Annotated in this window: 14 protein-coding genes, 6 tRNA genes and 2 rRNA genes; all 22 read right to left on the bottom strand. The window is 54.2% G+C overall.

What is annotated here, in order from left to right:
* Window positions 1-29: 29 nt before the first annotated feature.
* A complete protein-coding gene (gene rpsG / locus NK667_RS30720) occupies window positions 30-500 on the bottom strand; it encodes a 30S ribosomal protein S7 (RefSeq protein WP_002555493.1) in 471 nt (156 codons plus the stop codon).
* 118 nt (window positions 501-618) lie between these two features.
* Window positions 619-990: a 30S ribosomal protein S12 gene (rpsL, locus tag NK667_RS30715; RefSeq protein ID WP_002555494.1), complete on the bottom strand. Its 372-nt coding sequence runs from the start codon at window positions 988-990 to the stop codon at window positions 619-621.
* Between the two features lie 216 nt (window positions 991-1206).
* Window positions 1207-5406, bottom strand: coding sequence for a DNA-directed RNA polymerase subunit beta' (rpoC, locus tag NK667_RS30710; protein ID WP_054052245.1), 4200 nt, complete (start codon window positions 5404-5406; stop codon window positions 1207-1209).
* A 64-nt stretch (window positions 5407-5470) separates the two neighbouring features.
* Entirely contained in the window at window positions 5471-9544 is a 4074-nt protein-coding gene (gene rpoB / locus NK667_RS30705) for a DNA-directed RNA polymerase subunit beta (protein WP_054052241.1), read from the bottom strand.
* 220 nt (window positions 9545-9764) lie between these two features.
* Window positions 9765-10130: a 50S ribosomal protein L7/L12 gene (rplL, locus tag NK667_RS30700; protein WP_010467258.1), complete on the bottom strand. Its 366-nt coding sequence runs from the start codon at window positions 10128-10130 to the stop codon at window positions 9765-9767.
* Window positions 10131-10210: 80 nt separating this feature from the next.
* Window positions 10211-10711, bottom strand: coding sequence for a 50S ribosomal protein L10 (rplJ, locus tag NK667_RS30695; RefSeq protein ID WP_054616804.1), 501 nt, complete (start codon window positions 10709-10711; stop codon window positions 10211-10213).
* Window positions 10712-10909: 198 nt separating this feature from the next.
* Window positions 10910-11605: a 50S ribosomal protein L1 gene (rplA, locus tag NK667_RS30690; RefSeq protein WP_007896626.1), complete on the bottom strand. Its 696-nt coding sequence runs from the start codon at window positions 11603-11605 to the stop codon at window positions 10910-10912.
* Window positions 11605-12036, bottom strand: a complete 432-nt coding sequence (gene rplK / locus NK667_RS30685; RefSeq protein WP_003228756.1) for a 50S ribosomal protein L11 — start codon at window positions 12034-12036, stop codon at window positions 11605-11607. The genes rplA and rplK overlap by 1 nt, the downstream gene beginning before the upstream one ends.
* 117 nt (window positions 12037-12153) lie before the next feature.
* Window positions 12154-12687, bottom strand: coding sequence for a transcription termination/antitermination protein NusG (gene nusG, locus NK667_RS30680; protein ID WP_054052239.1), 534 nt, complete (start codon window positions 12685-12687; stop codon window positions 12154-12156).
* A 9-nt stretch (window positions 12688-12696) separates the two neighbouring features.
* Window positions 12697-13065 carry a preprotein translocase subunit SecE gene (gene secE, locus NK667_RS30675; protein ID WP_008145488.1) on the bottom strand — a complete coding sequence of 123 codons (369 nt, stop codon included), beginning with the start codon at window positions 13063-13065 and terminating at the stop codon, window positions 12697-12699.
* Between the two features lie 45 nt (window positions 13066-13110).
* Window positions 13111-13186: transfer RNA gene (locus NK667_RS30670), tRNA-Trp, on the bottom strand.
* A 53-nt stretch (window positions 13187-13239) separates the two neighbouring features.
* Window positions 13240-14433: an elongation factor Tu gene (tuf, locus tag NK667_RS30665; RefSeq protein ID WP_007896619.1), complete on the bottom strand. Its 1194-nt coding sequence runs from the start codon at window positions 14431-14433 to the stop codon at window positions 13240-13242.
* 84 nt (window positions 14434-14517) lie between these two features.
* A tRNA-Thr gene (locus tag NK667_RS30660) sits at window positions 14518-14593 on the bottom strand.
* Window positions 14594-14619: 26 nt separating this feature from the next.
* Window positions 14620-14693 (bottom strand) — tRNA-Gly (locus NK667_RS30655).
* A 24-nt stretch (window positions 14694-14717) separates the two neighbouring features.
* A tRNA-Tyr gene (locus NK667_RS30650) sits at window positions 14718-14802 on the bottom strand.
* Window positions 14803-14944: 142 nt separating this feature from the next.
* The gene (locus tag NK667_RS30645; protein WP_054616805.1) at window positions 14945-15385 is read right to left on the bottom strand and encodes a hypothetical protein; all 441 of its coding nucleotides are present in this window, start codon (window positions 15383-15385) and stop codon (window positions 14945-14947) included.
* Window positions 15386-15392: 7 nt separating this feature from the next.
* Complete coding sequence (locus tag NK667_RS30640; RefSeq protein WP_054616806.1) at window positions 15393-16142, bottom strand: pantothenate kinase; 750 nt, start codon at window positions 16140-16142, stop codon at window positions 15393-15395.
* Window positions 16132-17091 (bottom strand): bifunctional biotin--[acetyl-CoA-carboxylase] ligase/biotin operon repressor BirA, encoded by a 960-nt coding sequence (gene birA, locus NK667_RS30635; RefSeq protein ID WP_054616807.1) that lies wholly within the window; start codon window positions 17089-17091, stop codon window positions 16132-16134. Before birA ends, NK667_RS30640 begins: the two co-directional genes overlap by 11 nt.
* A 136-nt stretch (window positions 17092-17227) precedes the next feature.
* Window positions 17228-17343: ribosomal RNA gene (rrf, locus tag NK667_RS30630) — 5S ribosomal RNA — on the bottom strand.
* Between the two features lie 176 nt (window positions 17344-17519).
* Window positions 17520-20411: ribosomal RNA gene (locus tag NK667_RS30625) — 23S ribosomal RNA — on the bottom strand.
* A gap of 237 nt (window positions 20412-20648) precedes the next feature.
* A tRNA-Ala gene (locus NK667_RS30620) sits at window positions 20649-20724 on the bottom strand.
* Window positions 20725-20734: 10 nt separating this feature from the next.
* Window positions 20735-20811: transfer RNA gene (locus tag NK667_RS30615), tRNA-Ile, on the bottom strand.

Below are 20811 nucleotides of genomic sequence, written 5' to 3'. Positions count from 1 at the left end.
AAGCCCTCGCAAAATTAGTGACGCTAAAATTAGAAGCGGTAGTGCGAGAAAGCCTTGTTGGCTTCAGCCATACGGTGCACGTCTTCACGCTTCTTAACTGCAGCACCTTTACCTTCAGCGGCGTCCAACAGTTCGCCAGCCAAACGCAGAGCCATAGACTTCTCGCCGCGCTTGCGGGCGAAGTCTACCAACCAGCGCATTGCCAGGGCGTTACGACGGGACGGGCGAACTTCGACCGGAACCTGGTAAGTAGCACCGCCTACACGGCGCGACTTCACTTCGACCAGCGGAGCGATGGCGTCGAGAGCTTTCTCGAAGATTTCCAGGGGATCGCTGTTCTTGCGTTCTTTAACCTTTTCCAGCGCGCCATAAACGATACGCTCGGCAACGGCTTTCTTGCCGCTTTCCATAACGTGGTTCATGAACTTGGCCAGGATTTGGCTTCCGTATTTTGGATCGTCAAGCACTTCGCGCTTGGCTGCTACGCGTCTTCTTGGCATGGATAAGCCCTCAAACGGTCTTCAGGTTCGCTCGGAATCGGTGCCCTTTCGGGACGCCTCCGACCTTACTCTTATCGACTCAGAAAAATAGAAAATCAGTTTTTACAAAAAGCCGCTACTACTTAGGCTTCTTGGTACCGTACTTCGAACGACCCTGGTTACGACCTTTAACGCCGGAAGTATCCAAAGAACCGCGTACGGTGTGGTAACGAACACCTGGCAAGTCTTTTACACGACCGCCGCGGATCAGTACCACGCTGTGCTCTTGCAGGTTGTGGCCTTCACCGCCGATGTACGAGGAAACCTCGAAACCGTTGGTCAGACGCACACGGCATACTTTACGCAGTGCCGAGTTAGGTTTTTTCGGCGTGGTGGTATACACACGGGTGCATACGCCACGACGTTGCGGGCAGTTCTGCAGCGCAGGTACGTCGGATTTCTCGACGATACGCTTACGCGGCTGACGTACCAGCTGGTTGATAGTTGCCATCTACTAGCTCCACTGTTGTCTTGCGACGCTATTGTCTTGCAAGAAAAGCAAAATGGCAGGAACGAATTCCCGCCAAATTTAGGGGTACAAGAGTCTAAAGAGGATCTTGTCCCCAGTCAAGGCAAGGCCCCAACCTCCCCGCTCATCCAACCTCGACAAAATGTCTCGATTCGATGAACGGAAAGGCCGGGGCCCCACGCTTATTTACTGCTGAACTCAGTTACCGCTCGAGTTCAATGCTTCGGTCAGTGCAGCTTCCACTTCACTGGCGCTTACGCGCAACGGTTTGTCAGCATCACGGCGGCGCTTGCGCTCGCTGTGATAAGCCAGACCGGTACCGGCCGGGATCAGACGACCCACAACCACGTTTTCTTTCAGGCCGCGCAGGTAATCGCGCTTGCCGGTTACCGCCGCTTCGGTCAGTACGCGAGTGGTTTCCTGGAAGGAAGCCGCCGAGATGAACGATTCGGTGGACAACGACGCCTTGGTGATACCCAACAGCACGCGAGTGAACTTGGAAACGAATTTCTCGTCGCCAGCCAGACGCTCGTTCTCTACCAGAACGTGAGTCAACTCCATCTGGTCGCCCTTGATGAAAGTCGAGTCGCCGGATTCAGCGATTTCAACTTTACGCAGCATCTGACGCAGGATGGTCTCGATGTGCTTATCGTTGATCTTCACGCCCTGCAGACGATAAACGTCCTGGATCTCGTTCACGATGTACTTGGCCAGCGCACTCACACCCAGCAGACGCAGGATGTCGTGTGGATCGCTCGGGCCGTCGGAGATAACTTCGCCGCGGTTTACCTGTTCGCCTTCGAAGACGTTCAGGTGACGCCACTTCGGAATCAGCTCTTCGTACGGATCGGTACCGTCGTTCGGAGTGATAACCAGACGGCGCTTGCCTTTGGTCTCTTTACCGAACGCAATGGTGCCGCTGACTTCAGCCAGGATCGAGGCTTCTTTCGGACGACGGGCTTCGAACAAGTCGGCAACACGCGGCAGACCACCGGTGATGTCGCGTGTTTTCGAAGTTTCTTGCGGGATACGGGCGATAACATCACCGATCGCAACCTGCACACCATCCGCTACACCAACCAGAGCGTTAGCCGGCAGGAAGTACTGAGCCGGTACGTCGGTACCTGGCAGCAGCAGATCCTTGCCATCGACACCGACCATCTTAACGGCAGGACGGATGTCCTTACCGGCAGCTGGACGGTCTTTGGCGTCGAGTACTTCAATGTTGGTCATACCGGTCAATTCGTCAGTCTGACGCTTGATCGTGATGCCTTCTTCCATGCCCACGTAGGTCACGGTACCTTTCATTTCGGTAACGATTGGGTGAGTGTGCGGATCCCACTTGGCCACGATTGCGCCAGCGTCGACCTTGTCACCTTCTTTAACCGAAATCACAGCACCGTACGGCAGCTTGTAACGCTCGCGCTCACGACCGAAGTCATCAGCGATTGCCAGCTCACCGGAACGGGACACAGCAACCAGGCAACCATCCACTCGCTCAACGTGCTTCAGGTTATGCAGACGGACGGTACCGCCATTCTTCACCTGAACGCTGTCAGCTGCGGAGGTCCGGCTTGCCGCACCACCGATGTGGAACGTACGCATGGTCAGCTGGGTACCCGGCTCACCGATGGACTGGGCAGCGATAACGCCGACCGCTTCACCGATGTTCACCTGGTGACCACGAGCCAAGTCACGGCCGTAGCACTTGGCGCAAATGCCGTAGCGGGTTTCGCAGCTGATCGGCGAACGCACGATCACTTCATCGATGCTGTTCAGCTCGATGAACTCAACCCACTTCTCGTCTACCAGAGTGCCGGCAGGAACGATGATTTCTTCGGTACCTGGCTTGAACACGTCACGGGCAATGACACGACCCAATACGCGCTCACCCAGCGGCTCGACAACGTCACCGCCTTCAATGTGCGGAGTCATTACCAGGCCATGCTCGGTGCCGCAATCGATCTCGGTCACAACCAGATCCTGCGCCACGTCTACCAGACGACGAGTCAGGTAACCGGAGTTCGCAGTTTTCAACGCGGTATCCGCCAAACCTTTACGAGCACCGTGAGTCGAGATGAAGTACTGAAGTACGCTCAAACCTTCACGGAAGTTCGCAGTAATCGGCGTTTCGATGATGGAACCGTCCGGCTTGGCCATCAGGCCACGCATACCGGCGAGCTGACGGATCTGCGCAGCAGAACCCCGTGCGCCCGAGTCGGCCATCATGTACATCGAGTTGAAGGACTCTTGGTCGACTTCGACGCCATGGCGGTCGATGACTTTCTCTTTCGAGAGGTTGGCCATCATCGCCTTGGAAACTTCGTCGTTCGCCTTGGACCAAAGGTCGATCACTTTGTTGTACTTCTCGCCCTGGGTTACCAGGCCGGAGGCGTACTGACTTTCGATCTCTTTCACTTCATCAGTTGCAGCATTGATGATGCGGGCTTTTTCATCCGGGATAACGAAGTCGTTAACACCGATGGAAACGCCGGAAATGGTCGAATAGGCAAAACCGGTGTACATCAACTGGTCAGCGAAGATCACGGTCTCTTTCAAACCAACCACGCGGTAGCACTGGTTGATCAGCTTGGAGATCGCCTTTTTCTTCATCGGCTGGTTGACGACGTCGTACGACAGGCCAGGTGGAACAACCTGGAACAACAGCGCACGGCCAACAGTGGTGTCGACGATACGGGTGTTCTTGACGCTGCCACCATCACGATCGTTGACGGTTTCGTTGATCCGCACTTTGACTTTAGCGTGCAGTGCGGCTTCACCGGCACGGAACACACGGTCAACTTCTTGCAGATCCGCGAACACACGACCTTCGCCCTTGGCGTTGATCGCTTCACGAGTCATGTAGTACAGACCCAATACAACGTCCTGCGACGGAACGATGATTGGCTCACCGTTGGCTGGCGACAGAATGTTGTTGGTCGACATCATCAACGCACGCGCTTCCAACTGGGCTTCCAGTGTCAGCGGTACGTGCACGGCCATTTGGTCGCCGTCGAAGTCGGCGTTGTACGCAGCACAGACCAGAGGGTGCAGCTGGATAGCCTTACCTTCGATCAGTACTGGTTCAAACGCCTGGATACCCAGACGGTGAAGGGTCGGTGCACGGTTGAGGAGAACCGGGTGTTCACGGATCACTTCAGCGAGAACGTCCCAAACCTCTGGCAGCTCGCGCTCAACCATCTTCTTGGCAGCTTTGATGGTGGTAGCGAGACCACGCATTTCCAGCTTGCCGAAAATGAACGGCTTGAACAGCTCGAGAGCCATTTTCTTCGGCAGACCGCACTGGTGCAGACGCAGGGTCGGACCTACGGTAATTACCGAACGACCGGAGTAGTCAACACGCTTACCGAGCAAGTTCTGACGGAAACGACCTTGCTTACCCTTGATCATGTCAGCCAGGGATTTCAGAGGACGCTTGTTGGAACCTGTGATAGCGCGGCCACGACGACCGTTGTCGAGCAGTGCATCGACGGCTTCCTGCAACATACGCTTTTCGTTGCGCACGATGATGTCCGGAGCGGACAGATCAAGCAGGCGCTTCAAGCGGTTGTTACGGTTGATCACTCGACGATACAGATCGTTGAGGTCGGAAGTCGCGAAGCGACCGCCATCCAGCGGGACCAGTGGACGCAGATCTGGCGGCAGAACCGGCAGAACGGTCAGCACCATCCATTCTGGAAGGTTGCCGGAACCCTGGAAGGCTTCCATCAACTTCAGACGCTTGGACAGCTTCTTGATTTTGGTTTCGGAGTTGGTTTGCGGAATTTCTTCGCGCAGACGGCCAATCTCGTGTTCCAGGTCGATAGCGTGCAGCAGTTCGCGGACAGCTTCGGCACCCATGCGGGCATCGAAATCGTCGCCGAACTCTTCCAGCGCTTCGAAGTACTGCTCATCGTTCAGCAGCTGACCTTTTTCAAGGGTGGTCATGCCTGGGTCGATAACGACGTAGCTCTCGAAGTAGAGAACGCGTTCGATATCACGCAGGGTCATGTCCATCAGCAAGCCGATACGCGACGGCAGCGATTTCAGGAACCAGATGTGGGCAACCGGCGAAGCCAGTTCGATGTGCGCCATGCGCTCACGACGAACTTTAGCCAGAGCGACTTCAACGCCGCACTTCTCGCAGATCACACCGCGGTGCTTCAAGCGCTTGTACTTACCGCACAGGCACTCGTAATCCTTTACCGGGCCAAAAATCTTGGCGCAGAACAGGCCGTCACGTTCAGGTTTGAACGTACGGTAGTTAATGGTTTCCGGCTTTTTAACTTCACCGAACGACCACGAACGGATCATCTCAGGCGATGCCAATCCAATACGGATGGCGTCGAACTCTTCGACTTGACCCTGGTTTTTCAGCAAATTCAGTAGGTCTTTCAAGGCCTTTCCTCCTGGCGGAGCAGAGAGCGGGCAATCCTGCCCCGCTCTCGATTCGCGTCACGTGTTATTCGGTTTCCAGATCGATATCGATGCCGAGGGAACGAATTTCCTTGATCAACACGTTGAAAGACTCGGGCATGCCCGGCTCCATACGGTGATCGCCATCCACGATGTTTTTGTACATCTTGGTACGGCCGTTCACATCGTCCGACTTCACTGTGAGCATTTCTTGCAGAGTGTAAGCAGCACCGTATGCTTCCAGTGCCCAGACCTCCATCTCCCCGAAACGCTGACCACCGAACTGTGCCTTACCACCCAGCGGCTGCTGGGTAACCAGGCTGTACGAACCGGTAGAACGAGCGTGCATCTTGTCGTCTACCAAGTGGTTCAGCTTCAGCATGTACATGTAGCCAACAGTAACCGGGCGCTCGAACTTGTTGCCGGTACGGCCGTCGGTCAGCTGCATCTGGCCGCTTTCTGGCAGGTCTGCCAGTTTCAGCATGGCCTTGATTTCGCTTTCCTTGGCGCCGTCGAACACTGGAGTGGCCATTGGAACGCCGCCACGCAGGTTCTTCGCCAGATCCAGGATTTCCTGGTCAGAGAAGCTATCCAGATCTTCGTTACGACCGCCGATCTGGTTGTAGATCTCGTCGAGGAATTTACGAAGCTCAGCGACTTTGCGCTGCTCTTCGATCATCCGGTTGATCTTCTCGCCCAGACCTTTAGCCGCGAGGCCGAGGTGGGTTTCAAGGATCTGACCAACGTTCATACGCGAAGGTACGCCCAACGGGTTGAGGACGACGTCGACCGGGGTGCCATTGGCATCGTGCGGCATGTCTTCAACCGGCATGATCACGGAGACCACACCTTTGTTACCGTGACGACCGGCCATCTTGTCGCCCGGCTGGATGCGGCGACGGATTGCCAGGTAAACCTTGACGATTTTCAGCACGCCTGGAGCCAGGTCATCGCCCTGCTGCAGTTTGCGCTTCTTGTCTTCGAACTTGTCGTCCAGCAGACGGCGACGATCAACGATGTAGGCCTGAGCCTTCTCGAGCTGCTCGTTCAGAGCATCTTCAGTCATGCGCAGTTTGAACCACTGACCATGCTCAAGACCGTCGAGAACTTCGTCGGTGATGTCCTGACCTTTCTTCAGGCCGGCGCCGCCTTCGGCTTTGTGGCCGACCAGAGCGGAACGCAGACGTTCGAAAGTTGCGCCTTCAACGATACGGAACTCTTCGTTCAGGTCCTTGCGGATCTCGTCGAGTTGAGTCTTCTCGATGGACAGCGCACGAGCATCACGCTCAACGCCGTCACGAGTGAAGACCTGTACGTCGATGACGGTACCCTTGGTGCCGGTAGGCACGCGCAGGGAGGTGTCTTTAACGTCGCTGGCTTTTTCACCGAAGATGGCACGCAACAGCTTCTCTTCCGGAGTCAGTTGGGTCTCGCCTTTCGGAGTGACCTTACCAACCAGGATGTCGCCTGCGCCAACTTCAGCACCTACGTAAACGATACCGGCTTCGTCCAGCTTGTTCAGTGCAGCTTCACCCACGTTCGGGATGTCTGCAGTGATTTCCTCTGGCCCAAGCTTGGTGTCACGCGCCACACAGGTCAGTTCCTGAATGTGGATCGTGGTGAAGCGATCTTCTTGAACAACTCGTTCCGACAGGCAGATGGAGTCTTCGAAGTTGTAACCGTTCCAGGCCATGAACGCGATGCGCATGTTCTGACCCAGTGCCAGCTCACCCATGTCGGTGGACGGACCATCGGCCATGATGTCGCTGCGCTGAACCCGATCACCTTTACGCACCAGCGGACGCTGGTTGATGCAGGTGTTCTGGTTGGAGCGGGTGTATTTGGTCAGGTTGTAGATGTCGACACCAGCTTCACCGGTTTCAACTTCGTCATCAGCAACACGAACCACGATACGGCTTGCATCTACAGAGTCGATCACGCCGCCACGACGAGCCACGACGCAAACGCCGGAGTCACGAGCTACGTTACGCTCCATGCCGGTACCGACCAGCGGCTTGTCAGCGCGCAGGGTTGGTACAGCTTGACGCTGCATGTTCGAACCCATCAACGCACGGTTGGCGTCATCGTGCTCGAGGAACGGGATCAGCGACGCTGCAACCGAAACTACCTGCTTCGGCGATACGTCCATCAAGGTGACGTCTTCCGGCGCCTTGACGGTGAACTCGTTCAAGTGACGAACAGCTACCAGTTCGTCGATCAGCATTTTCTTGTCGTTCATCGTGGCCGAAGCCTGAGCGATCACGTGATCAGCTTCTTCGATGGCGGACAGGAATACGATCTCGTCGGTGACCAGAGCGTCTTTCACCACTCGGTACGGGCTCTCGAGGAAGCCGTACTGGTTGGTGCGCGCATAGGCAGCCAGGGAGTTGATCAGGCCGATGTTCGGACCTTCCGGCGTTTCAATCGGGCATACACGACCGTAGTGAGTCGGGTGTACGTCACGAACTTCAAAGCCAGCACGCTCACGAGTCAAACCGCCAGGGCCGAGTGCAGACACACGACGCTTGTGGGTGATCTCGGACAGCGGGTTGTTCTGGTCCATGAACTGGGAAAGCTGGCTGGAACCGAAGAACTCTTTCACCGCCGCAGCCACTGGCTTGGCGTTGATCAGGTCTTGCGGCATCAGGCCTTCGCTTTCAGCCATCGACAGACGCTCTTTGACCGCACGCTCAACACGTACCAGGCCAACGCGGAACTGGTTCTCGGCCATTTCGCCTACACAGCGAACACGACGGTTACCCAGGTGGTCGATGTCATCGACGATGCCTTTACCGTTACGGATGTCGACCAAAGTCTTCAGAACCGCGACGATGTCTTCTTTGCACAACACGCCCGAACCTTCGATCTCGGTACGACCGATACGACGGTTGAACTTCATCCGGCCGACCGCAGACAGGTCATAGCGCTCAGGGCTGAAGAACAGGTTGTTGAACAGAGTCTCGGCAGCGTCTTTGGTTGGCGGCTCGCCTGGACGCATCATGCGATAGATTTCTACCAGCGCTTCCAATTGGTTGCTGGTGGAGTCGATCTTCAGAGTGTCGGAGACGAACGGACCGCAGTCGATATCGTTGGTGTACAGCGTTTCGATGCGAACAACCTGGGCCTTGGCAATTTTTGCCAGGATCTCGGTGTTCAGCTCGGTGTTGCACTCTGCCAGGATTTCGCCGGTTGCCGGATGCACGATGGCCTTGGCGGTAGTGCGACCCAGGACGTAGTCCAAAGGCACTTCCAGGGTCTTGAGACCGGCTTTTTCGATCTGGTTGATGTGGCGCGCAGTAATACGGCGACCAGCCTCAACGATGACCTTGCCCTTCTCGTCCTGAATATCAAGTACAGCGATTTCACCACGCAGACGCGAAGCAATCAGTTCCAGGCTGAGGGTTTCGCCGCTCAGATGGAAAACGTTGGTGGTGTAGAACGCGTCGAGCACTTCTTCAGTGGTATAGCCGAGCGCGCGCAGCAATACCGATGCAGGCAGCTTGCGACGACGGTCGATACGCACGAACACGCAGTCTTTCGGATCGAACTCGAAGTCCAACCACGAACCGCGGTAAGGAATGATGCGCGCGGAGTACAGCAGTTTACCGGAGCTGTGCGTCTTGCCACGGTCGTGGTCGAAGAACACGCCCGGGGAACGGTGCAGCTGGGAAACGATTACACGCTCGGTACCGTTGATTACGAAGGTACCGTTCTCAGTCATCAGGGGGATTTCACCCATGTAGACTTCTTGCTCTTTGATGTCCTTGATCGCTTTGTTCGACGATTCTTTGTCGAAAATGATCAGGCGCACTTTTACCCGCAAAGGTACGGCGTAAGTTACACCGCGCAATACGCATTCTTTGACATCAAATGCCGGTTCGCCCAAGCGATAACCGACGTACTCCAGCGCAGCATTGCCGGAGTAGCTGATGATCGGGAAAACGGATTTGAAGGCCGCATGCAGGCCCACGTCGCGGAACTGATCTTTAGTCGCTCCCGCTTGCAAGAATTCACGATACGAATCCAGCTGGATGGCCAGGAGGTACGGCACATCCATGACGTCCGGCAACTTGCTAAAGTCCTTGCGGATACGTTTTTTCTCAGTATATGAGTAAGCCATCAGCGTTCCCCAGCTTGGTCACCTGCTTGTTTGGCCCCTCCCGACGGGAGCAGCCAGAAAATCGTGCAAACCCCATGGTTTGCGCCACCGCATCGGGTGGTTACAGCTCGTTACCAGCACCGACCCAGTCGGCTGCCAATAACGGAAAAAGGCCGGTGGCAAGAGCCACCAGCCATCAGCCTTTCGCTTAACGCTCGGGCTGGAGACGCAAAGTCGATGCTTACTTCAGCTCGACTTTAGCGCCTGCTTCTTCCAGAGTGGCTTTGGCTTTGTCAGCTGCGTCTTTCGAAACAGCTTCCAGTACCATGCCAGGAGCGCCGTCAACTACAGCCTTGGCTTCTTTCAAGCCCAGACCGGTCAGTTCACGTACTGCCTTGATCACGTTAACTTTCTTCTCGCCAGCTTCCAGCAGCATGACGTTGAATTCAGTTTGTTCTTCAACAACAGCAGCGACAGCAGCTGGACCAGCGGAAGCAGCGGCAGCGGAAACGCCGAACTTCTCTTCCATGGCCTTGATCAGCTCAACGATTTCCAGAACGGATTTTTCGCCGATTGCTTCGATGATTTGGTCGTTAGTCAGAGACATGACTATAAATTCCTGTATTGGGGTGACAGCCTACGCGGCCATCGAAATAAACAATAAACGCTGAAAGGAGTCGCTCAGCCTTAGGCTGCGGCAGCTTCTTTCTGGTCGCGAAGGGCCGCCAGAGTACGAGCCAATTTGCTGGTTGCGCCTTGAATCACGCTCATCAGCTGAGAAATTGCTTCGTCACGGGTCGGCAGACTTGCCAGTACGTCGATCTGATTAGCTGCGAGGAACTTGCCCTCGAACGCAGCTGCCTTGATCTCGAACTTATCCTGACCTTTTGCGAACTCTTTGAAGATACGAGCAGCAGCGCCCGGATGATCTTTGGAGAATGCAATCAAGGTCGGGCCAGTGAACACGTCGTTGAGCACGTCATATTGAGTGCCAGCAACGGCGCGCTTGAGCAGGGTGTTACGTACAACACGTACGTAAACGCCAGCTTCACGAGCCTCTTTACGGAGTCCGGTCATAGCGCTTACTGTCACGCCGCGGGCATCAGCCACAACAGCAGACAGGGCAACATTGGCAGCCTCGTTGACTTCAGCGACGATGGCCTTCTTGTCTTCGAGTTTAATTGCCACGGGTTTAACTCCTGCTTGTTACCGTTTCATCCAACCGGAGCCGGATGTCGTTTTGGTGTCTGATTCGGTAAGGAACCGGGAGCACCATCTGCGTAGGCTTGAGGTTTAAGACTTGCGTCGCCTACGGTCTTGGATAGCCCCCGCCAGGCAGGGACCCCAATCTTTCAATTGGCGCAATCGCTTGCGCCAACCTGTGTCTTACGCGTCGAGCGAGCCTTGGTCGATGACCAGACCTGGACCCATGGTGGTGCTCAGGGTAACGCGCTTGACGTAAATGCCTTTCGAGGAAGCCGGCTTGATACGCTTCAGATCAGCGATCAGGGCTTCAACGTTTTCCTTCAGCTTGACAGCGTCGAAACCGACCTTGCCAACGGAAGTGTGGATGATGCCGTTTTTGTCGGTGCGATAACGAACCTGACCAGCCTTGGCGTTTTTAACCGCGGTAGCTACGTCTGGAGTTACGGTGCCGACTTTAGGGTTAGGCATCAGGCCACGTGGACCGAGGATCTGACCCAACTGACCAACAACGCGCATTGCATCCGGGGATGCGATAACTACGTCATAGTTCAGGTCGCCGCCTTTCATTTCGGCAGCCAGGTCGTCCATACCTACACGGTCAGCGCCGGCAGCCAGAGCGGCCTCAGCAGCTGGACCCTGGGTGAACACAGCAACGCGAACAGTCTTGCCAGTGCCGTGTGGCAGCACAGTAGCGCTACGAACGACCTGGTCGGATTTACGCGGGTCAACACCCAGGTTTACAGCAACGTCAAACGACTCGCTGAACTTGACAGTCGACAGCTCGGCCAGCAGAGCGGCAGCGTCTACAAAGTTGTAGGACTTGCCTGCTTCGATTTTGCCGGCGATAGCCTTTTGACGTTTGGTCAACTTAGCCATTACACACCCTCCACGTTAAGGCCCATGCTACGAGCAGAACCGGCGATAGTACGCACGGCCGCGTCCATATCAGCTGCAGTCAGATCCGCGTTTTTGGTTTTCGCGATTTCTTCCAGCTGAGCACGGGTAACGGTGCCAACCTTGACAGTGTTCGGACGAGCCGAACCGCTAGTCAGACCAGCAGCTTTCTTCAGCAGAACCGAAGCAGGTGTGGATTTGGTTTCGAAAGTGAAGCTACGGTCGCTATAGACAGTGATGATCACTGGAGTCGGCAGACCTGCTTCAAGACCCTGAGTACGGGCGTTGAAAGCCTTGCAGAATTCCATGATGTTCACGCCGTGCTGACCCAGAGCAGGACCAACAGGTGGGCTTGGGTTAGCCTGAGCGGCCTTCACTTGCAGCTTGATGTAAGCGGTAATCTTCTTGGCCATGAGGCACTCCAATTACGGGTTCGAACGCCTCGAAAGGCTCCCCGGTTACTTGCGCGTTTATCCCAGTGACGACAAAACCCCACAGCCCAGGGCTGCGGGGTTGGGATGCTTGTTCGGCTAGACCTTTTCGACCTGGCTGAACTCTAGCTCTACCGGAGTAGAGCGACCGAAAATGAGCACCGCCACTTGGATCCGGCTCTTTTCGTAGTTAACTTCTTCAACCGTGCCGGTAAAATCAGCAAACGGTCCGTCGTTGACGCGTACCGACTCACCTGGCTCGAAGAGAGTCTTCGGCTTCGGTTTGTCGCTACCATCAGCAACACGACGCAGAATCGCTTCTGCCTCTTTATCTGTGATTGGCGCAGGCTTATCAGCAGTACCGCCGATGAAACCCATCACCCGAGGAGTATCCTTGACCAAGTGCCAAGTACCCTCATTCATGTCCATCTGAACCAGCACATAACCTGGGAAGAACTTACGCTCACTTTTGCGTTTCTGGCCATTACGCATTTCAACCACTTCTTCAGTGGGAACCAGAATTTCGCCGAAGCCATCTTCCATGCCAGCCAGCTTTACGCGCTCTAACAGCGAGCGCATGACATGCTTCTCGTAACCGGAGTAAGCATGCACAACGTACCAACGCTTAGCCACGGGACACCCTTAGCCGACGATCAAGGAAACAAGCCAGCCGAGCAGGGAATCAAGCCCCCACAACAGCAACGCCATAACCAGAACAACAGCCACTACAATCAACGTGGTCTGCGTGGTTTCTTGGCGAGTTGGCCATACGACTTTACGAATCTCGGTGCGAGCTTCCTTAACCAGTACAAAGAAAGACTTGCCCTTGACTGTCTGCAGGCCTACAAAGGCAGCTACAGCAGCAATGGCGAGCAAAGCTAGTACGCGGTACAGGATCGGCGAAGCAGAGTAATACTGATTGCCAACAACGCCAACAACCACCAAAGCGACTACTACTAGCCACTTGAGCAGATCGAAGCGAGAGCCTTGAGCTTCAGCTTTAGGAGTCATCTATGAAGATCCTGTGAAAAGAAAGCCAGACACACCAAGTGAATCTGGCAGGTCAGGAGGGAATCGAACCCCCAACCTACGGTTTTGGAGACCGTCGCTCTGCCAATTGAGCTACTGACCTAAAACAAAATCAGGCCGACCATTATGCCGGCCTGAAAAAGACATTACAACAACTTACTCGATGACTTTAGCTACGACACCAGCGCCGACGGTACGACCGCCTTCACGGATAGCGAAACGAAGACCATCTTCCATCGCGATGGTTTTGATCAGGGTAACGGTCATCTGAACGTTATCACCCGGCATCACCATTTCAACGCCCTCTGGCAGCTCGCAGTTACCGGTCACATCCGTAGTACGGAAGTAGAACTGTGGACGGTAGCCTTTGAAGAACGGAGTGTGGCGCCCGCCTTCTTCCTTGCTCAGAACGTAAACCTCTGCAGTGAACTTGGTGTGCGGCTTGACAGTGCCCGGCTTGACCAGAACCTGGCCACGCTCAACATCATCACGCTTGGTACCGCGCAGCAGCACCCCACAGTTCTCGCCAGCACGACCTTCGTCGAGCAGCTTGCGGAACATCTCAACACCAGTGCAAGTAGTTTTGACAGTATCACGAAGACCGACAATCTCAACTTCTTCCTGAATGCGGACAATGCCACGCTCAACACGACCAGTCACAACAGTGCCGCGACCGGAAATCGAGAATACATCCTCGATCGGCATCAGGAACGGCTTATCGATAGCGCGCTCAGGCTGCGGAATGTAGCTATCCAGAGTCTCAACCAACTTCTTGACGGCAGTTGTGCCCATCTCGTTGTCGTCTTGACCGTTCAACGCCATCAGCGCAGAACCGATGATGATCGGAGTGTCATCACCTGGGAAATCATAAGTGCTCAGCAGATCGCGCACTTCCATCTCAACCAGCTCAAGCAGCTCAGCATCATCAACCATGTCAGCCTTGTTCAGGAAGACAACGATGTACGGAACGCCAACCTGGCGAGAGAGCAAGATGTGCTCACGAGTTTGCGGCATCGGACCATCAGCGGCCGAGCAAACCAGGATCGCGCCATCCATCTGAGCAGCACCGGTAATCATGTTTTTTACGTAGTCAGCGTGACCTGGGCAGTCAACGTGTGCGTAGTGACGCACGGCCGAATCGTATTCAACGTGAGCGGTGTTGATGGTGATACCACGAGCTTTTTCTTCTGGGGCGCTATCGATCTTGTCGAAGTCGACCTTTGCCGAACCGAAAACTTCGGAGCAGACACGAGTCAAGGCAGCTGTCAAAGTAGTTTTGCCATGGTCGACGTGACCAATGGTGCCCACGTTGACGTGCGGCTTATTACGTTCGAACTTTTCCTTAGCCATCGAAATAACCCCCAGCAGAAGAATTGAGCAAGTAACATCAGCCATTAAAACAAAGGCAGATATTTTCATATCTGCCTTGTTATATGGAGCTCTTGAGCGGATTTGAACCGCTGACCTCACCCTTACCAAGGGTGTGCTCTACCAACTGAGCTACAAGAGCGCAACACTTTGCAGGATCTGCAAACTTGGAGCGGGTAGCGGGAATCGAACCCGCATCATCAGCTTGGAAGGCTGAGGTTCTACCACTAAACTATACCCGCGGAGCTTGCAGCTCTCGCTAAAAATGGTGGAGGGGGAAGGATTCGAACCTTCGAAGTCGTAGACGTCAGATTTACAGTCTGATCCCTTTGGCCGCTCGGGAACCCCTCCTAAGCGAGCCGGCATTCTATATCATGCCAGCCTTCTGTCAAGCATTTTCTCATAAAAAACCTGAGGTTAGCTGCGTTGACACCGCTTCGCGATGTTCACCGTTAAAGGTGTTCACTGCGAAGCGGGCGCCATTCTATGCAAACTATTCGACAGGTGCAACCCCCTCGCACGGCATTATTTTATGTTTTAACTCATTGAATTCTTTGGAAAGGTTTTGCAGCTTCGAGTCGTCCAGTAAACGCCGGCTTTCGGGCGCTACACGAACCCAGAACCCCCCGGCCTCAGGAGAGTCCTTTGGCAATGACTGAACCTTGATATCCATGCCATTTAATCGACGCTCGATTGCTTGTTGGGTGTCCTGACGGGAAAAACCTCCCACATAGAGGCAATCGCTATCCGCCTGAAGAGGCTTTCCCTTATCGCGAGTAGCGTCAGTCGCCTCGCTCAACAAGCGAATATCCTGCTGGGAACCTCGATACAGACTTAAAGGCGTTACATCTTTCGCGCGAAGTGGCGCCTCTTGTTGATGCCAGATGTAATAAAACACATTGAGGACGAGCAGCAGCAGAAACAACCAACGCATAAGAACCTCAGGGCAAAGGACACGCCATAGCCAAACCGACAAAAACGAGATCAGGAACCACCCTGGCTTCAGGCACTACTTCAGAAACCAGGTCCGCATCCCCTCCAGTAAGGAATACAGTGAAATGCTCCCCCCAGTAGCTACGCGCCAACTGGAGCTGGGTCAGGACAAAACCCCGGAGCATCAAGGAACACCCCCTCTCAACTGCTTCCACGGTAGTACGGCCAGGAACAAGACTTTCCAGAGCACGCTCAGCTGCAAGATCCCCGTAACGGATTCGCCGGGTGTGGGTGCGCAGCTGGTTACGCATCAGAGGCATACCTGGACAAATGAATCCTCCCAGATGTTCTCCGTCACCCGCGATAAAATCAGCAGTGACCGCCGTACCAAAATCCAACACAAGGCATGCGCCCGAAGCGAGATGAAACCCTCCGAGCATCGCAAGCCAGCGATCGAGACCCAGTTTTTCATAATCCTCGTAGCCGTTACGCACGCCGGATGTTTCACGAGCAGGTGCCGCGCATATCACAGACACCCCAAATGCCTGACTCAGAAGGGAAATCAAAGCGCTGGTTTCTTCGCCCGTTCTAACACTTACCAGGCGACAGTGATTCAGAACCAGATCACTGAGCCGATTCAAACTCTCCAGCAACGCAAGATCCGAATCGACGACGCCTTCTGCGACCACCAGCCGGACGTCCGCACCCAGCACACGCCACTTGATAAAGCTGTTTCCGCAGTCGAGCTCAAGAATCATCACGCAACCTCAGGCTGAGCTCACCACCACTAAAGATTTTTTCCACTTCGCCCACCTTCAAGCGCAAGGCACCCTGACTGTCGATACCCATTACAACCCCATCTATCTGGTTAACACCGGCAATCAACGACACGGCTCGCCCTTGCCATAGATGGTTTTGCTCCCACTCAGCATGGATAGCGGCAAACCCATCGCTCTGATGCCGATTCAGATATGCCTGCAGTACAAGCCCCAGGTCCGCTACCAACTGATTGCGATCAAACACTTGGCCAGACTCCAGACGCATGGACGTCCACTGCTGATCAACCTCATCAGCCGACTGCATGTTTACATTGATGCCTACACCTAGCACTACATGACACACATCCGCGGGATCACCTACCAGCTCAAGCAGTATGCCGGCGATTTTTTTTTGCCCCACAAGAAGATCATTAGGCCACTTCAGTCCGACACCAGGAACACCCTGTTTTCGTAGGGAGTGCATTACGGCGAGCCCAACGACCAGACTCAAGCCCTCTAGCTGTCGCATCCCACCTTCGATGCGCAGCACCAGGCTGTAATAGATGTTTTCCGCGAATGGACTCACCCACTTACGACCTCGCCGTCCGCGACCAGCCGTTTGCCGCTCTGCAATCACCAAAAAAGGCGCAGCTTGCCCCCGCTCGATTGCGCGCAGGGCTTCGGCGTTAGTGGAGTCGATAGAATCGAAGACCTGGACAGGCCAACCGCAAGTGGGCGACTTACAGTCTATTTCAACAGGATCGAGCAGCGTCAATGGCGCAGCCAATTGATAGCCGCGTCCGCGCACCTTATGGATTGATAAACCCAACTCAGCCTCCAGATGCTGGAGCTGTTTCCATACCGCACTACGGCTAATACCCAGAGCGATGCCCAAGGCCTGGCCTGAATGGAATCTGCCATCCTTGAGAAGCTTTAACAACGTCAGCATGCAAGTCTCGCCTCACAATGAGGCCCGAATGATAGCCATGCCCCGAGCCGTTGCATAGAAACCCTATTGGTCGGATTTTTCTTCGGGCAAAACAAAACCCCTACCTGCATACGCAGATAGGGGTTTCGGAATTTAATCTTGACGATGACCTACTCTCACATGGGGAAACCCCACACTACCATCGGCGATGCATCGTTTCACTGCTGAGTTCGGGATGGGATCAGGTGGTTCCAATGCTCTATGGTCGTCAAGAAATTCGGGAGCCGGCTCGTTTGCCCTTGCGGGTTTACGCTCCAGCGAATGGGTATGTGATAGATCTCGGTGTTTTGTGAGCAGTTTCGAACTTTCGGTTCGTTTCGTCTTCACACACCGCAATCTGGTGCTCTTTCGCTTTTCAGCTCGAAGCAAGCAAATTGCTTGGGTGTTATATGGTCAAGCCTCACGGGCAATTAGTATTGGTTAGCTCAACGCCTCACAGCGCTTACACACCCAACCTATCAACGTCGTAGTCTTCGACGGCCCTTCAGGGGACTCAAGGTCCCAGTGAGATCTCATCTTGAGGCTAGTTTCCCGCTTAGATGCTTTCAGCGGTTATCTATTCCGAACATAGCTACCCGGCAATGCCACTGGCGTGACAACCGGAACACCAGAGGTTCGTCCACTCCGGTCCTCTCGTACTAGGAGCAGCCCCTCTCAAATCTCAAACGTCCACGGCAGATAGGGACCGAACTGTCTCACGACGTTCTAAACCCAGCTCGCGTACCACTTTAAATGGCGAACAGCCATACCCTTGGGACCGGCTTCAGCCCCAGGATGTGATGAGCCGACATCGAGGTGCCAAACACCGCCGTCGATATGAACTCTTGGGCGGTATCAGCCTGTTATCCCCGGAGTACCTTTTATCCGTTGAGCGATGGCCCTTCCATACAGAACCACCGGATCACTAAGACCTACTTTCGTACCTGCTCGACGTGTCTGTCTCGCAGTCAAGCGCGCTTTTGCCTTTATACTCTACGACCGATTTCCGACCGGTCTGAGCGCACCTTCGTACTCCTCCGTTACTCTTTAGGAGGAGACCGCCCCAGTCAAACTACCCACCATACACTGTCCTCGATCCGGATAACGGACCTGAGTTAGAACCTCAAAGTTGCCAGGGTGGTATTTCAAGGTTGGCTCCACGCGAACTGGCGTCCACGCTTCAAAGCCTCCCACCTATCCTACACAAGCAAATTCAAAGTCCAGTGCAAAGCTATAGTAAAGGTTCACGGGGTCTTTCCGTCTAGCCGCGGATACACTGCATCTTCACAGCGATTTCAATTTCACTGAGTCTCGGGTGGAGACAGCGCCGCCATCGTTACGCCATTCGTGCAGGTCGGAACTTACCCGACAAGGAATTTCGCTACCTTAGGACCGTTATAGTTACGGCCGCCGTTTACCGGGGCTTCGATCAAGAGCTTCGCGTTAGCTAACCCCATCAATTAACCTTCCGGCACCGGGCAGGCGTCACACCCTATACGTCCACTTTCGTGTTTGCAGAGTGCTGTGTTTTTAATAAACAGTCGCAGCGGCCTGGTATCTTCGACCGGCATGGGCTTACGCAGTAAATGCTTCACCCTCACCGGCGCACCTTCTCCCGAAGTTACGGTGCCATTTTGCCTAGTTCCTTCACCCGAGTTCTCTCAAGCGCCTTGGTATTCTCTACCCAACCACCTGTGTCGGTTTGGGGTACGGTTCCTGGTTACCTGAAGCTTAGAAGCTTTTCTTGGAAGCATGGCATCAACCACTTCGTGTTCTAAAAGAACACTCGTCATCAGCTCTCGGCCTTAGAATCCCGGATTTACCTAAGATTCCAGCCTACCACCTTAAACTTGGACAACCAACGCCAAGCTGGCCTAGCCTTCTCCGTCCCTCCATCGCAATAACCAGAAGTACAGGAATATTAACCTGTTTTCCATCGACTACGCTTTTCAGCCTCGCCTTAGGGACCGACTAACCCTGCGTCGATTAACGTTGCGCAGGAAACCTTGGTCTTTCGGCGTGGGTGTTTTTCACACCCATTGTCGTTACTCATGTCAGCATTCGCACTTCTGATACCTCCAGCAAGCTTCTCAACTCACCTTCACAGGCTTACAGAACGCTCCTCTACCGCATCACCTAAGTGATACCCGTAGCTTCGGTGTATGGTTTGAGCCCCGTTACATCTTCCGCGCAGGCCGACTCGACTAGTGAGCTATTACGCTTTCTTTAAAGGGTGGCTGCTTCTAAGCCAACCTCCTAGCTGTCTAAGCCTTCCCACATCGTTTCCCACTTAACCATAACTTTGGGACCTTAGCTGACGGTCTGGGTTGTTTCCCTTTTCACGACGGACGTTAGCACCCGCCGTGTGTCTCCCATGCTCGGCACTTGTAGGTATTCGGAGTTTGCATCGGTTTGGTAAGTCGGGATGACCCCCTAGCCGAAACAGTGCTCTACCCCCTACAGTGATACATGAGGCGCTACCTAAATAGCTTTCGAGGAGAACCAGCTATCTCCGAGCTTGATTAGCCTTTCACTCCGATCCACAGGTCATCCGCTAACTTTTCAACGGTAGTCGGTTCGGTCCTCCAGTTAGTGTTACCCAACCTTCAACCTGCCCATGGATAGATCGCCCGGTTTCGGGTCTATTCCCAGCGACTAGACGCCCTATTAAGACTCGCTTTCGCTACGCCTCCCCTATTCGGTTAAGCTCGCCACTGAAAATAAGTCGCTGACCCATTATACAAAAGGTACGCAGTCACCCAACAAAGTGGGCTCCCACTGCTTGTACGCATACGGTTTCAGGATCTATTTCACTCCCCTCTCCGGGGTTCTTTTCGCCTTTCCCTCACGGTACTAGTTCACTATCGGTCAGTCAGTAGTATTTAGCCTTGGAGGATGGTCCCCCCATATTCAGACAAAGTTTCTCGTGCTCCGTCCTACTCGATTTCATGACTAAGAGATTTTCGCGTACAGGGCTATCACCCACTATGGCCGCACTTTCCAGAGCGTTCCGCTAATCTCAAAGCCACTTAAGGGCTAGTCCCCGTTCGCTCGCCACTACTAAGGGAATCTCGGTTGATTTCTTTTCCTCAGGGTACTTAGATGTTTCAGTTCCCCTGGTTCGCTTCTTAAGCCTATGTATTCAGCTTAAGATACCTAACTTATGTTAGGTGGGTTCCCCCATTCAGACATCTCCGGATCAAAGTCTGTTTGCCGACTCCCCGAAGCTTTTCGCAGGCTACCACGTCTTTCATCGCCTCTGACTGCCAAGGCATCCACCGTATGCGCTTCTTCACTTGACCATATAACCCCAAGCAATCTGGTTATACTGTGAAGACGACATTCGCCGAAAATTCGAATTTCTCAATTAAGAGAACTCACAAATTTTACCTTAGCCTGATCCGTTACCAGTGAAAGTAACGTTCAGTCTATCTTTCTATCACATACCCAAATTTTTAAAGAACGATCTAATCAAAGACTAGAAATCAATATTCACATTGGAATGCTCATTTCTAAGCTTTAACAAACAGAAGCAGTAGTGGTGGAGCCAAACGGGATCGAACCGTTGACCTCCTGCGTGCAAGGCAGGCGCTCTCCCAGCTGAGCTATGGCCCCATAACAAAATTGGTGGGTCTGGGCAGATTCGAACTGCCGACCTCACCCTTATCAGGGGTGCGCTCTAACCAACTGAGCTACAGACCC

The organism is Pseudomonas nunensis (assembly GCF_024296925.1).
GTDB lineage: Bacteria > Pseudomonadota > Gammaproteobacteria > Pseudomonadales > Pseudomonadaceae > Aquipseudomonas > Aquipseudomonas nunensis.
The sequence above is the reverse complement of the archived record's forward strand: the minus strand, read 5'-3'. Positions and strand labels throughout refer to the sequence as shown.

Excerpts from the sequence above, each read along its gene's own strand:
- rpoB (WP_054052241.1), bottom strand. The coding sequence starts at position 9,544 with ATGGCTTACTCATATACTGAGAAAAAACGTATCCGCAAGGACTTTAGC.
- rplA (WP_007896626.1), bottom strand. The coding sequence starts at position 11,605 with ATGGCTAAGTTGACCAAACGTCAAAAGGCTATCGCCGGCAAAATCGAA.
- rplL (WP_010467258.1), bottom strand. The coding sequence starts at position 10,130 with ATGTCTCTGACTAACGACCAAATCATCGAAGCAATCGGCGAAAAATCC.
- tuf (WP_007896619.1), bottom strand. The coding sequence starts at position 14,433 with ATGGCTAAGGAAAAGTTCGAACGTAATAAGCCGCACGTCAACGTGGGC.
- NK667_RS30640 (WP_054616806.1), bottom strand. The coding sequence starts at position 16,142 with ATGATTCTTGAGCTCGACTGCGGAAACAGCTTTATCAAGTGGCGTGTG.
- rplK (WP_003228756.1), bottom strand. The coding sequence starts at position 12,036 with ATGGCCAAGAAGATTACCGCTTACATCAAGCTGCAAGTGAAGGCCGCT.
- rpsL (WP_002555494.1), bottom strand. The coding sequence starts at position 990 with ATGGCAACTATCAACCAGCTGGTACGTCAGCCGCGTAAGCGTATCGTC.
- NK667_RS30645 (WP_054616805.1), bottom strand. The coding sequence starts at position 15,385 with ATGCGTTGGTTGTTTCTGCTGCTGCTCGTCCTCAATGTGTTTTATTAC.
- birA (WP_054616807.1), bottom strand. The coding sequence starts at position 17,091 with ATGCTGACGTTGTTAAAGCTTCTCAAGGATGGCAGATTCCATTCAGGC.
- secE (WP_008145488.1), bottom strand. The coding sequence starts at position 13,065 with ATGACTCCTAAAGCTGAAGCTCAAGGCTCTCGCTTCGATCTGCTCAAG.
- rpsG (WP_002555493.1), bottom strand. The coding sequence starts at position 500 with ATGCCAAGAAGACGCGTAGCAGCCAAGCGCGAAGTGCTTGACGATCCA.